At 46.0% G+C, this 13,844-nt stretch carries 16 protein-coding genes; 2 read left to right on the top strand and 14 right to left on the bottom strand.

From position 1 onward, the window contains the following. Positions 1-225: 225 nt before the first annotated feature. The 3 genes from GLV98_RS01160 to GLV98_RS01150 form a co-directional block, all read right to left on the bottom strand. Entirely contained in the window at positions 226-1,152 is a 927-nt protein-coding gene (locus GLV98_RS01160; protein WP_237417010.1) for a ferritin family protein, read from the bottom strand. Between the two features lie 207 nt (positions 1,153-1,359). Next, positions 1,360-1,995: a putative glycolipid-binding domain-containing protein gene (locus tag GLV98_RS01155; RefSeq protein ID WP_160911249.1), complete on the bottom strand. Its 636-nt coding sequence runs from the start codon at positions 1,993-1,995 to the stop codon at positions 1,360-1,362. Positions 1,996-2,006: 11 nt separating this feature from the next. Next, the gene (locus tag GLV98_RS01150; RefSeq protein WP_337193694.1) at positions 2,007-2,483 is read right to left on the bottom strand and encodes a GNAT family N-acetyltransferase; all 477 of its coding nucleotides are present in this window, start codon (positions 2,481-2,483) and stop codon (positions 2,007-2,009) included. A gap of 422 nt (positions 2,484-2,905) precedes the next feature. Here GLV98_RS01150 and GLV98_RS01145 point away from each other — a divergent pair, with 422 nt between their 5' ends. Further along, positions 2,906-4,042: a DUF2515 family protein gene (locus GLV98_RS01145; RefSeq protein ID WP_160911247.1), complete on the top strand. Its 1,137-nt coding sequence runs from the start codon at positions 2,906-2,908 to the stop codon at positions 4,040-4,042. Positions 4,043-4,363: 321 nt separating this feature from the next. Here GLV98_RS01145 and GLV98_RS01140 read toward each other — a convergent pair whose 3' ends face one another. From GLV98_RS01140 to GLV98_RS01090, 11 genes are all read right to left on the bottom strand, one after another. Then, entirely contained in the window at positions 4,364-4,690 is a 327-nt protein-coding gene (locus GLV98_RS01140; protein ID WP_160911245.1) for a YnfA family protein, read from the bottom strand. A 78-nt stretch (positions 4,691-4,768) separates the two neighbouring features. Then, on the bottom strand, positions 4,769-5,170 hold the full coding sequence (locus GLV98_RS01135; protein ID WP_160911243.1) for a VOC family protein: 402 nt from the start codon (positions 5,168-5,170) through the stop codon (positions 4,769-4,771). Between the two features lie 669 nt (positions 5,171-5,839). Continuing rightward, positions 5,840-6,049, bottom strand: a complete 210-nt coding sequence (locus GLV98_RS01130; protein ID WP_160911240.1) for a DUF3951 domain-containing protein — start codon at positions 6,047-6,049, stop codon at positions 5,840-5,842. A 10-nt stretch (positions 6,050-6,059) separates the two neighbouring features. Continuing rightward, entirely contained in the window at positions 6,060-6,821 is a 762-nt protein-coding gene (locus tag GLV98_RS01125) for a class I SAM-dependent methyltransferase (protein ID WP_337193693.1), read from the bottom strand. Between the two features lie 59 nt (positions 6,822-6,880). Next, positions 6,881-7,330: a hypothetical protein gene (locus GLV98_RS01120; protein ID WP_160911236.1), complete on the bottom strand. Its 450-nt coding sequence runs from the start codon at positions 7,328-7,330 to the stop codon at positions 6,881-6,883. Positions 7,331-7,889: 559 nt separating this feature from the next. Beyond that, entirely contained in the window at positions 7,890-8,063 is a 174-nt protein-coding gene (locus tag GLV98_RS01115; RefSeq protein WP_160911234.1) for a hypothetical protein, read from the bottom strand. Positions 8,064-8,196: 133 nt separating this feature from the next. Further along, complete coding sequence (locus GLV98_RS01110) at positions 8,197-8,421, bottom strand: YqkE family protein (RefSeq protein ID WP_160911232.1); 225 nt, start codon at positions 8,419-8,421, stop codon at positions 8,197-8,199. Beyond that, a complete protein-coding gene (locus GLV98_RS01105; RefSeq protein ID WP_160911230.1) occupies positions 8,418-8,750 on the bottom strand; it encodes an iron-sulfur cluster biosynthesis family protein in 333 nt (110 codons plus the stop codon). Before GLV98_RS01105 ends, GLV98_RS01110 begins: the two co-directional genes overlap by 4 nt. Before the next feature lie 61 nt (positions 8,751-8,811). Further along, a complete protein-coding gene (locus GLV98_RS01100) occupies positions 8,812-10,086 on the bottom strand; it encodes a DNA polymerase thumb domain-containing protein (protein WP_160911228.1) in 1,275 nt (424 codons plus the stop codon). 206 nt (positions 10,087-10,292) lie between these two features. Then, positions 10,293-11,087, bottom strand: coding sequence for an SDR family NAD(P)-dependent oxidoreductase (locus tag GLV98_RS01095; protein ID WP_160911226.1), 795 nt, complete (start codon positions 11,085-11,087; stop codon positions 10,293-10,295). 4 nt (positions 11,088-11,091) lie between these two features. After that, entirely contained in the window at positions 11,092-12,057 is a 966-nt protein-coding gene (locus tag GLV98_RS01090; protein WP_160911223.1) for an MBL fold metallo-hydrolase, read from the bottom strand. Positions 12,058-12,280: 223 nt separating this feature from the next. Here GLV98_RS01090 and GLV98_RS01085 point away from each other — a divergent pair, with 223 nt between their 5' ends. Beyond that, positions 12,281-13,804 (top strand): AbgT family transporter, encoded by a 1,524-nt coding sequence (locus tag GLV98_RS01085; protein ID WP_160911221.1) that lies wholly within the window; start codon positions 12,281-12,283, stop codon positions 13,802-13,804. Positions 13,805-13,844: the final 40 nt, after the last annotated feature.

The raw sequence follows: 13,844 nt of genomic DNA, 5'->3' as shown, positions 1-13,844 counted from the left end.
ATCGGTTAACAATTAGATTCAGAATACCATAAGCCATCAGAAAAATCACGATTCAATTTTGCTTTCCTTTTTCGATATAGACTCTTGGTTGATGACTCAGTTTCGAGATGTTTTCAGATTCGTTGCTAAGTGTAGAGTCTTCAACAATCCTGCCAAATAGTATTTGGAGAACTCACTATCCCTACTGCAGGTGGGCCTTATGTAAAGAGAGCTGTCATGCAGCTCTTATGATTCCTCAAACCGTGCAAGGCCTCGCCGGAAGGCTGCGAGATGGTTCAATGATGCATTCCTCAACTGTGTAAAAACAGTCCTCACATCCTCTGGCAAATCATACAATAAAAACTTCTCATACATGGATATGTTTTCAATTTCTCCCTGAACCCCAGCAGCATATGCCGCTTTTACACTATCAGGAGTGCTTACATACTGACTCGCATCATCGGATGGTATAGGAATCTGGTATCTTGTAAAAAGTGTATTCAGGGCAGAAATGTGGCGTTTCTCCGCTTCCTGAATTCGGACGAATGTCTGGATATCGCCAAATTCCCTTCTAATATCCTCATAACGGGCTTGAGCAAGGTACTCATCCTGAATGGCATACGTCAACATGTCTGCCAAGGTTAATGTAGAAGCGCTCAGGGCACCTGTCGCACCATAACCCTGCTGTCTTATCTGGCCCCGATCCCTTTTGGGAAATGAAAGAAAATAAAGAAACCATACGGCATGGTTCTGTTCATCAGCAGCCGCCTGACGGAAAGTTTCCTTGATGGAAAGGTCCTGTGCTTTCCGTTCAATTTCATAATAAAAGTCTGTCGTCTTTTGTTCATCGACAAACGCTGCTTCTATTCCATCCCTGTATTGATCGGGGCACGGTTCAGTGATTTTCGGGGATGGTTGTTTTCCTGTCAGTTGCTTATAAATATTGGTAAAGGCCTCATAGTGACGGATTTCATCCTGGCGAATCTCATAAATCTGCTGTCTTGCCTGCTGTGTAGGTGCTAAATCAGCTAACTTATTGTAGCAAGCAATCGCACTGTACTCGCCGTTAATCGCTCTTTCCATATCTTTTACGAGGGATTGATCATTTTGAATGCGAAAGTAACCATCATATCCATAAGGGTTGAATGTATATCCATACTGATTCCGATACAATGAATCCAACCTCCTTTTAGAAGTCATCAACCTATTCTATGATTAATGGGCGTTTTTGTGTGCACGTGGAATTCATCGTATCGTTGATCAACCTTATTTAACTGTTATCCCATGATTCCCAGTAAAAAAGCGTGATGAAGAATTTCTCTTCATCACGCTTTTTCGGTGATATGACATGAAACGTAAAAATAAATAACTGTACAGCTTTCAATAAAAACCACCAGACGAAGATGGGGCATTGGCTAGAAGAGGTTGTGGTTGTTTTTCCATCGTCCGGTCTCCTGTTGTCAACAGCGCTCTCCGTTCAAAGGCACCAGGATACTCGACGACCCACCCTTCTTCATCAATCACTATTGCTGTCTCATAATCCCTGCAACGGTATTGAAAGATCCTATAGCCGTCGTTGTCTCCCAAATACGTGTACACTTGCAGAAGTGGAAATACTTCTTTTCTTAATACATCGATAAAAACCATTTTGAACGTCCGTCGTTCTCCAATATGCCAGGTCACACGATTGATGGGCAAGGTGTTGGAAAAAGGCGTGATGGTCAAATCGACGTTCGTCGCACCATCCAGATTCTCATCGTACTTTCCATTGACCCACCACTTATCCTGATTTTCCGCCTGGACAACAAAAGGCTCGGTCTCCTGCTCTTGATAAATCTTCACTTTTTTGGTCTTCCAATCAAGTCCGAGCTTCAAATCATAAGTAAGATGGTGCGGCACTCCCTGATCGACAAGAAGTACCGTTCCCCGTACCTCCATATGATTGGTTAATTTTTTCAATGTTAAATGTTCCGCTCCAGCAGACTCCAGATGATCCCAAATCACACGTTGCTCCATATGATTCCCTCCTAAATGGATTTTGTGACAGACCCTTTCATCCGAATGACTTTCCCATCAAGTTCAGGACCGATCGTTTTCATCCCCGCCTTCTCATAAAATCGCCTTGCTCGATGATTATCAGGTGCAACACGCAAATGATATTCCTCCAGGTTACGTTTTTCAAAAAAATCGATTGCGTAGTTGTGGAGTGCTTTCCCCATGCCTTTCCCACGCGCTGAAGGGATCAGGTAAAACAAGTGGATGTAGCCGATCCTCCGATCCTTATCCTTTTTCACAGATAACTCCAGTTGACCGATCACTCCTCCGTCTACCTCTGCCATGACGAAACCATCGGGGTATTGCTCTACTTTTTCAATCACATAGAACAAATAGGCATTGACGTCAAAGCCTGAGGTGTTTCCAAAGCTCACCATAAACGAATCTTTACGGAAATCGATGATGGACTGCCGATCTTTTTTCAAATCAATCGTTCGAAACTGAACCACCTTTCCCCCTCCATTTCTTCGGTTGAATATCATAGAAGTATGGCGGGATGAATGACGCAATGACGCGGACTGACCTCGCTGGAACGTGCCAAAACTCCTCCTCTCATATGAAAAAGATCAACCTCTTTTATCAAGCTCAAAACCTTTTCTAGCAGCATGACTCATTGATGTTACGCTGTTGTTCGGGTCCTTGTGGAAGCTGGTATGTCATAGGTTACTGCTGCGATTTGTATAGGTAGCTCTCATCAATGGTTATCTTTTTCTTAAAAGACCATTCCATCTCGCTCCTCCTTCTCTTAAAATTCGCTATCTGAATTGAAATTCCTTCCTTTTTTTACATAGAGAATGATGGCAGACAAATACTAAGTTAATCATGTTGCATTCGTGTCGGAAATATATTCGTAGTAGGAGGTGAGAAGGATATGTTTTCATCCAAATGGCGCCGGCTGAAAAAAGACCTGAAGGCGGCGTTGAAAGCAACCTCAGCCCCGTTGACGACGCAGGAAGAAAAGCTGGTGAAAGAAATAAGGAGAATCACTCAGAAGAAGAATCGAAACAACGTCACGCGTACGATGGCGTATCTCCATTTTTTTGAAAAGCACCCCGAGATTCATTGGGCACTGCTCGCCCATCTCGTATCCAGAAACGCTGGATGGAACATGACAGACTTGAAGGGTGAATATTTGCCGAAGTTATTGACAGGAAAAGAAGGAATAGATTTTTTCGTTTTTTTAGAACGAGGAAACTGGCTCATTTTTCAGGATGCCTATCCACAACTATTATTGTATGATGCCAGTTTGAAACATGGCCGCCCTCTCTACCACCTGTTGGATGCGTTGAATGTTTCCAAATTCATGAGACCTTTTTGGGAACGCTTTTGGGAAAGCGGAAATAGTGAAGAATTGACCAAGGCTCTCATCGTCAATGAACAGCATTATATCGAAAATCGCGTGGTAAGAAACCACCTTTACATGGCGACCGTTATGGACAAAGTAATGTTTAAGCTTCAAGATGTGCTTTCAATGAATCATATCCTCTTCCCTTATGTGACTCCGATCCAGCAGAAAATCAAACTCGTAGGTGGAACCGTTCACCACTTTTCGGCCGTGGACGAACGCATTCTCCTCGGAAGATCTCTTTACGAGCTTCTTTATGGTGTGCGGTCCCGATTAGATCAAATCGTCCAATGGAGCTCCGCTCATAAACACACAGGTTCTCGTAAGGATTACTGGCCGCAACTATTCAATGATGTCAATGAAACCCCTCCAGGTCATGTCCATGAAATGACCGTGAGCCCGTGCAAACGAAAGCAGACCGGGCTCAAAATTTACAGCCCGAGACTGGAAATTGTGTGGGAGGACTGGGTCCATGCAGAAGCGGAGACGGGAGATTGGTTCCAGAGTGTACACGTCCTCGATATGATGAAAAAGAATGCAAAGGAATTCAGCGGAGATATTGAATCGGTGTATTGCCGTACATTAGAAGAAATCGAGTTCGCCTCCCAAACGAAGCATACTTTCTTTCAAAACTCAGAAGGACGATCCGAAGACCGTCCTTAACTATGTAACTGGTTTCTTTGGGACGTTTGTTGAATCAGTTTGAGAACCTGACGAACGATGAGGTCCGGGTTCTCTAGATGAACAGAGTGCCCGGTATCAGCGAAAACCTGCTCTGCACAGGGGCAATTCTGCTAATAACTGCTGATATTCCCGCCAATGTTCAGAAGGATGATTAGCGCTGATCACAATTACCGGCAGATAGGGTTGTAAGGTTTGGGTTTCTTTCAAAATCCCTGCACTTTTTCCTGCGTATTGATATTCTTCATACGCCTAAGACTGCAATCAAACCACGTACCCCTTTTTTCATCCGATCTTCATCTCCTATTGTCTAGGCGCAAACAACATGACACAAACACCGATCATACAGATGCCTGCACCAATCCAGTCATAGAAATCGGGCGTTTTCCGATCGACGCCCCACCCCCACAATACTGATAAAATGATGAACACCCCGCCATAAGCGGCGTACACACGACCAAAGGATGGGAAGCTTTGAAACGTAGCGATCACCCCATATAAGGCAAGCGCGAATCCTCCGGCGATTCCCCAGGAAAGCGGCTTTCCTTCACGAATGGCGAGCCAGATCAAATATCCCCCTCCGATTTCAGCCACTCCGGCAAATAGAAATAAGACGAATGCTTGAATCATTAGCGATCACTCCTGTAAAAACTATATCAATAGTTTACAGGAGAAACCATCTACTTGTCACAGACCAATAAATCATCGTCAACCTCGATAAGCAGGACTCAACTCGCTCCAGACATCCAACCGGTTTCCATTCAAATCTTCGAAAACAAAATTCAAACCAGGATGGCCCCTGTCTTCAATCTCGCCCACTTCTACGCCTTGATCTTTTAATTTTTTCTGTAAAGCCTTCAACGTCTCTTTTCCATCTACTTCAAATGTAATAGCAAAACGCTCGCTTCCGTCCTCATCTAAAAAGTTTGATGTTTGTTCCTGCGCTGATTTTACTAAGAAAATACTGATGCCTGCTAAAGCTATGATGGCTTTCTGGTTATCTTGATAATTGATGTCAGCTCCAAGCTTTTCTTTATACCAGACTGCGGATTTATCCACTTCTTGGACGGGTAAATAAATCGTCCCTACTCGGATTAATGAATGGTTCATCATACGCCCTCCTATCGTTCTATGTATTCCACCAAACGCTAGAAACTCCTTCTCTAATTTTCTCATTTTCTATAAGCTCCCGTTTGTGGAAGACTCAGTTTCGAGACTTTTGGGTTAGAGATTCGAGGCTGCGGGGGATAACTCGCTTTCCGCGGGAGCGCGGTGAGCCTCCTCGGACTGCGTCCTGTGGGGTCTCACCATGCACTTTTTTCCCGCAGGAGTCTCGTCATCCCCCTCCGCCCCTTTTGCCATATTCAGTGTCTCGAAACCACTACCACGAATAGCGGAGTTCCCAAGCTCTGTCGAAATGCATAAGTCTGTGGCTTCCCTATTGAAATGCTATTACAGCGCGCTTTATGACTCCTGGACAAGGAGGTTGGAAGACGCTCCTTCTAAGTGTAGGATTCGTTTTTCACACTCATCGAATGGAGTGGTTGGGAAGCTGCGAGACTCCCGTGGGAGAAGGAGATAGGCGAGATCCCGGAGGACGCAGTCCGAGGAAGCTCGGCACTCCCCCACAGGAAAGTGTTCAAATGCGGCATCGCCCTGGTAGACACGACTGGCATAAGCCAAACAGGGCAACGAACCCCGGAAACATCTCGAAATCAAGTCTTACACAACCCTGTCATTTACTTTAATAACACAGGAACTAAAGAAACAGGGCAGGCGTTAGTCATAACGCTGCCCTGTTCTGTCATTTTCTTCTTCCTCTTCCCTTTCTTCTTCATGAAAAGGCGTTTCTGTTTGCCCGCTCACATAATCGAATGGTGTATAGGAATTGTCTGGGTACTGTTTTTTCACAAACATGCGGTAGGTGGTGAGCATGACGACGGAAACAACTAACAAGAAGAACAACCCCGTTATGATCGTTGAAACCATAAATCGCTCCTTATACCTTTAACTTAACGGATCTTGTGGCAATCATTGTTTTGATATGGTGATCGATTGTTCTTCCACCACCGAAATCATCTTCATAGATTCCTGCAATGACGAAGCCTGCATCCGTCTGGCCTTGCAGTTGGTCTTCCAGTGTGTGGCCGAACTCGAGCGTCTCACCTTCGATCACTTCTTCCTCATCAAGCGCGGAGTATGGAATGGTATGGGCTACTTCCAACTGGCCCTCGTCCTCTTTTTCTGCATCAAACAAGTAAAGGACAGGATTCATAAAGCCTGAAATAAGCGTTCCTTTTTCCTTCAAAACACGTGCCGCTTCCCTCCAGACCGGGCGTACATTTTCGATGAATACGTTCGAGACAGGATGAACAATGAGATCGAATGTTTCATCTGCGAATGCGGATAAATCAGTCATGTCACCTTTAACGGTTTTCAAATCGAGTCCTTCCTGATCAGCTACACGCTTGTCCTGCTGGAGCTGTTTCTCAGATAAATCATAAACGGTAACGTCGGCACCTGTGGCAGCGAGGACAGGCCCTTGTTGACCACCTCCGGATGCGAGGCAGAGAATCTTCACCCCTTTTAACGATTCAGGAAACCAGATTCTAGGCACTTGACGATCGGCGGTCACACCGATTGTCCACTCGCCGCTACGAGCCTTTTCGATTGTTTCATGCGTGACACTTTGGGTGTAACGCACCCCGTCTTCCACTTTTTTGTCCCATGCTTTACTGTTATGTTCTGTCGTTTGGCTCACCTTTCTCTTCCTCTCTTCTTTTAGCAATAAGGTTATTTCCTTCTTCAAATAACGGTAGATCATGCCGGATGGTCGCTGGTGTGCATGCGGTTTCCATATTGGTGTTTAAGTTCGTCTAAAAGAGATGCTGCATCCTCATCGGATAAGTTTTCTAAGTAAATGTTCTCTTCCCCATCTTTGTCTGATTTTATGGAAATGACATCATCCATTTGCTGGATACGCTTAATTTCTTCATCTGTCAGGCGCTTGTTCGGATCAGCGATTCCAATCCGGATGTCAAGGACGTCATCCTCTAAACACACATAATTCCGTTCAGGCATTTTGTAATAGTGAATCATTTGCCAAAGCCCTAATAGAAAGACCACACCTGATCCGAAAACGATAAATGGCTCGACACGGCCGTGCAAATACAGTGAAATTCCTACCGGTAATACCCCTGTGAAAATGTTAACCAACGAACCCCGCGCTTTTTTTCTCCATAATTCTGTGTTGCTATATTTATAATTCAAGACATCACCCTCTGAAACCTCTCGCTGCGAGACTGATTTGTCGTATGCAGCGTTGAAATGATTGCTTCAAGGTTAAAAATCGACCTTTCTCCTCGTATTCTTCCAACATGACCCGAATGAGTGGCAAACCATAGAGTTTTTGGTTCCTTCGTTTATCAGATATTTTCATGCCCATTTTTTTATGGTCCTGGATTATGATGAACTCTTTTGAATAGCGCTTGATCTTCTTTGTTTTTTGTCCTTTGAGAAGAGAAAACAAATCTTTCAACAACCCCTCACTACTTATGCAAGACTTCCTCATCCGATAAGTGGATCATCAGCGGTTGGACGAATAGGACGACCAATAAAAGGAAGACGGCGAAAAACAAGGCTGACGTTAGGCGCATTTGGAACGTCTCTATTAAAAGCATAAACACTATAAATGACGAAACCGCTAGTATCCCTGAACGATGATAGGAGCGTTTCGTAGAATAATGTTCAATGCGGAGATTCTTTCTTGCCGCTGACTTTTATCGATGAAAGCAGTGCTTTTCCAAATGTCCAAGTGCGTCCGCATGCCTTACATCTCACTCTGTTCACTATCCTTTAATGCTTCCACTTCTTTTTCCAAATGCCTTATCCGCTCCGCCTCGCTTGGTGATCGAAGGTTACGTACAACCGCAAGAAAGCACCCGATGACAGCGAGCGTCACTCCTAACGTTCCAATGAAGAATACAAGGAAAAAATTGACCATTTTGTTCCCTCCTGGCTTGCTATACGGCCGGCAAGGTCCGAATGTTTCAATTTTTCCGAAAAATCATTAGACAGCGCCCTAACGGCCCTAACGAGAGGAAGTCACAAAAAATAAGCACCCCATTGTGGAGTGCTTATTTTTTGAAGGATTTCCAGTCGAGCTCACTTTCATTCAACAGTTCCTCAAAACTTTTGTTTGCTTCTGCCCGCTTGCGCTCTTCGATGCGACGCTGTTTTTCCTGTTCTTCACGCTCGACGGCCTGCTGCTTGAGCTCCGTCTTTTTGGATTTCAGCTTTGAAAGAACGTCGGCATTCAGCTGGTCTCCGAGAGATCCGGGCTGCGGCTTTTTCTTACTCATACAGTCGCTCCTTCTTTCACGTCTTTGATCGGGATGATCGGGTTCAAGATTCCGTCCGGGCTGGAAAGGCGGAAGGTGCCTCTCATGAAATCAAGCTTCATTTCTTTTTTGAAAAAAGTGGCTTGCTGATCGTCGATAATGACGGAATAATCATCATTTTCTACTTTGAGATCTGTAGAGCGTTCTTCTTTTTCCAAACGAATGGTTGGCAGTCCATTTACGCCGCATCCACATCCTTCCGTGTCATAAAAAAGACGGATGAGTGGACGCTCGGGATCCTGAATTTGTTCTAGCTGCTGCTTCGCTTCTTCGGTGATGCGTAGTTTCATCGTTCATCCCTCCTGTTTCTTCTATTGTAAGAAAACAGAGCTTCAGAGGCAACGGTTATGTTTATTCTGCGTAGTGTCCGCCGACGAGACGACTTCGGTGGCGGGCGGTTCCTGCATTTGTCCAGGATACGGCGCGGAGGAGCGTATCCTGCCCGTATCGTTCGCGAATCTCATCCATCACATAGCCAAGGTCTCTTTTTTTATCGCGGCCGTCATCAAACAAGTCGAGCTGGACATTGGCATCTTCCGTAATGTTTCCGAGGGTGACGGAGATGCGGCGGACGACCCCGCCGTTAAAAAAGCGGTGGAACAGGGTGAGGCAGGCATGGTAAATGTCCATTGTAATGCTCGTTGGATGCTCAATGGATACAGAGCGGTGAAATCCGCCCGATCCTTCGCTTTTACTGTAGCCGATCCCGAGAGAAATCGTTCTCCCTGCATGGCCTTTTTTCCGGGCACGACGGGCGACTTCTTCACACATTTCTAGTATGACGTACTTCACCTCTTCGGGATCTTGATAATCACGAAGGAGAATCTGACTTTTTCCATAGCTCACCTGACCGTGAATGATCGGAGCACCAGGGTCGGACAAATCGATGCCATTGGCGTGGTAGTACAGCTGGTTGCCCATCACGCCAAACGTTTTTTCAAGGCGATCGAGAGGGAACTTTGCCAGTTGCCCGACAGACCAAATGCCCATGCGGTTCAACCGGTGTTCAAGACGCGGACCAATGCCCCACATTTCTGACAGGGGGGCAACCGGCCACAATTTCTCTTGAAAGTCATCATACGTCCAGCGGGCGATGCCTTTCTTTTTTGCCTCAAGATCGAGGCAGAGTTTGGAAAGCAGCATGTTCGGACCAATGCCAATCGCTGCATCCAGATGGAACGTTTCTTTTAATTCATCGACGATCATTTGAGCCGTTTCTTCCGGCACGCCGAATTTCCCTTTGTTATCCCCTACTTCTAAAAAGCTCTCATCGACGCTGTACGTATGGATCTTTTCTTTCGGGACGAATTTGTGAAAAAGGTTCGTTACTTGGGTGGACACCTCTAAGTACTTCCTCATTTGCGCGGAGACGATGACGATTTCCGGTGCGGAAGGAATTTCGAACAGGCGGCTTCCCGTGCGGATGCCGTATTTCTTTTTCATCGCTGGGGTCGCAGCCAATACGACACTTCCTTTCCGGTTCGTATCCGCCACGACCGCAAGCGGGACCGTAAGCGGGTCGAGTCCGCGGTCAATCGCCGCACAGCTCGCATAGAAACTCTTCATATCCACACACAAAATCCCCCTGTCCGGGTACCTCCCATAATCAATGCTCGGATCACCCATGTCGTCTCCACCTCCTTTATCCTAGTATATCCCCATTATGCGAATATATGTTCGCATTTGCAAGTTCCAATTCCTTCTACCATTTCCTGTCTGACCAGGTCTTACAAATATTGGTGTACCAGGTCATACATATTTTCCCACTCACCCCATACAAAAAGCCTCTTTCCTGGATGGAAAGAGGCTTTGGTCTGGACAGGTGGATGGTATCATTTTTTGTTGAATTGTCTTTGCATGAGTTTTTCCATCGCGACTGGTGCGAGAGAATATACTTTGCTACCGGAATCCATCCAGGAAGGCATATTGACCTCCCGCTGTTTCGTAAATAAATGGTGGACGACCGTTCTTGCTACACGGTTCGGATCAAGCATGATCTTATCGACCGACTTCTCATACTTCCCGCTCGGGTCCGCCTGTTGAAAGAAATTCGTTCTCACAGGTCCGAGGTTGACAGAAGTGACATAGATGCCTAAAGGCTCTACTTCCATCCTTAAGGCATTCGTGAAGCCTATGACCGCGTGTTTCGTCGCGGCATAAACAGCTGATTTCGGGGTGGCGATTTTACCTGCCTGGGATGCGATGTTGATGATATGGCCCTCTCCGTGCTGCACCAAATGTGGCAGCAACTGATGCGTGGCGCGGAACAGGGACTTCACGTTAACAGACAGCATACGCTCGATATCCTGCCAATTCGATTCGGCCACAGGATCGAACACAGCGACCCCTGCATTGTTGATCAGTCCGTCGATGGATCCATGTTCATAACAAATCCGGTCAATTGTATCTTTCCACTCCGCATCATTCGATAAATCCGCAGGGTACCATGGACTTTTGACGCCAAAGGCTTCTTCAATCTTTTCTGCGATGATTTCCAATTTGTGTGCGGTCCGCGCAACAAGGATCGGGGTCCCGCCTTCCTGCGCGACGTGAATGGCAAGAAATTCGCCAATTCCACTCGAGGCTCCTGTGATAAGCACTTTTTTTCCTTTTACTCGTTCATTCATTCGATCACCTATTTGCTTGATAGAATTTCTCTCCGTCTACGTAAGAAACCTTAAGCTTTCCAACGCTTTCTAAGTAGTCCAGTTGTCCGATTGTTTCAGACATCGTCAAACCGAATTGATTCTCGATATGTTTCGGAAAGAGACGCTTGCATACGTCATATGCACGTAATGGCCCATCGCTAAACATCCGGAACACTTTTTCTGCACGATGTTCCTGCTTTTTCAAGCGTTCTGGAATCAGCTCGTGTGCATGATTAAACATTTCCCCGTGCCCTGGATAAACGGTACCGATCTCCCACTGTAACAACTTTTCCATAGACTGGCGATAATCAAGCAAAGGCCTTGGGCGTGCCTCTCCTTTGTTGTGAGGCGGCTCAAGTAGAGGGTTGGAAGAAATATGGGAGAGCAAGTGATCTCCACCGATGAGCGCCCCGTCCCCTTCTCTATAAAAGGATAAATGGCTTTGAGCATGGCCGGGAGTTTCGATCGTCACCCATTCTTCATGCCCCGGTAATCGGTCGCCTTCGGTCAATTCATGGGTAAGCTTTCCTTCCGACGTCCATTTCAATGTCTTCCTCAATCCCTTTAACAATGGAAAAAAGCGATCAGGCACTCCAGATTCCTTGTACATGCCTTTGAAGAACTCCTCATAATGAGAGAAATAATCTTCTTCCCGCTCGAGCCAAGGCTTCAATTTCGGGTGGCCGGCGATAACATCTACATTGGGCAGCCGTTCGACAAGCCCCATATGATCGGGATGGTGGTGAGTCAAAATCACCTGTTCGATATCTTCCGGCTCGTACCCCGCTTCCTTTAACTGTTCCACTAAGGCTTTCCAGCACTCTTCTGTTTTCACCCCTGCATCAATAAGGGACAGCCGATCTCCTTTTACTAAATAAACATGAACATCCCCAACCGCATAAGGGGTCGGCAACGTGAATTGTGTAATGGTATCCTTCAATGTTTTCATAACACTTCCTCCATACTGAATGATCATTCACTTTTCTATATTGTAGCATGATTGCCCTATCTTTTCCTCCTATATGACAAAGATTACAGCCGTCACATTATTCATAATTCTTTTTCTAGTGGGACTTTTTCCAAAAGACTTCAAATAAAAATTACTTTTCATTATACTTTAACGCGTCATTGTAAATTTAAAAGAAATGTAAAGGTCAATAAGGAGGAAGATCATGGAACAACAAGAAAAGAAAGGGTTGACAATGCGCATGCTCGACTGGATTGAGCGTGTCGGGAACAAACTGCCTCACCCTGTCACATTGTTCGCAATATTTGCACTCATGGTTGTCGTCGCTTCTTGGATCTTCTCCACGATGAACGTGGAAGTCGAAGACCCAGCGACCGGCGAAACGTTACAAGTCGTCAACTTGCTTTCCAGTGACGGCATTCAATACATGTTTGAAAGCATGGTAGAAAACTTCGTAGGCTTCGCACCGCTCGGTACCGTTCTTGTTACGATGCTGGGTATCGGTATTGCCGAACGGTCAGGGCTGATCAGTGCGATGCTTCGTGGACTCGTTACATCCGTACCACGTTCATTGATGACAGCAGCGCTCGTATTCGGTGGTATCATGTCCAGTATGGCTGCTGATGCCGGTTACGTTGTTTTGACACCACTCGGAGCGGTGCTATTTGCTGGTCTTGGGCGTCACCCGCTTGCAGGTCTTGCTGCAGCATTCGCCGGGGTTTCCGCTGGTTTCAGTGCCAACTTGCTGCTCACATCGCTCGATCCATTGCTTGGTGATTTGACGATTCAAGCGGCAGCAACCATTGATCCTGCGTATGCGGATACGATTCTTTATACGATGAACTATTACTTCATGATCGTCTCTGTTTTCGTCCTTACGATTGTCGGTACACTCGTAACAGACAAAATCGTCGAGCCTCGTCTTGGTGAATACAAAGGTGGCGTGAAAGAAGAAGTCAACTACCTTTCTCCACTCGAGAAAAAGGGTATGATCGGTGCGTTGATCGCGTTTATCGTGACCATCGGCCTGCTTTCCCTTCTCGTCGTACCATCCTGGGGACCATTGCGTAACCCTGATGATTTCTTAGCATCTCCATTTTTCCATAGCTTAGTGCCTGTCATTCTGATTATGTTCTTCGTCCCTGGTTATGTTTACGGGAAGATCACGAATGAAATCAAAAATGATAAGGACGTAGCCAATCAAATGTCTGAAACGATGGCAAGCATGGGAATCTACATTGTCCTTGCCTTCACGGCTGGTCAATTCGTTGCCTACTTCAACCATACCAATCTCGGAAAAGTCATTGCTGTCAGCGGTGCCGAATTCCTTGATTCCATCGGTTTCACAGGCATCGGACTCATCATTGCGTTCATGTTCGTGGCTGGTTTCATCAACCTGTTCATCGGAAGCTCGTCAGCGAAATGGGCGATTATGGCTCCCGTATTCGTCCCGTTGATGATGCAGCTCGGCTACTCTCCGGAGCTCACGACACTTGCTTACCGGATTGCCGACTCTACGACGAACATCATTTCACCATTGATGCCATACTTCGCAATCGTCATTGCGTTTGCCCAAAAGTATGATAAGAAGGTCGGTATTGGTACATTGATATCTACCATGCTTCCTTATTCCATTGCATTCTTTGCCATTTGGACATTGATGCTGTTGATTTGGATGCTGACCGGCGCACCAATCGGTCCTGGAGCAGGATTCGAATACAATGGTTAATCCATCATAAACAAAAGCGTCCGGGAATGATTTCCGGACG

The organism is Halobacillus litoralis (assembly GCF_009856415.1).
Lineage (GTDB): Bacteria > Bacillota > Bacilli > Bacillales > Halobacillaceae > Halobacillus > Halobacillus litoralis_C.
Note: the sequence above shows the minus strand (reverse complement) of the source record. Positions and strands in the feature narration are given on the sequence as shown.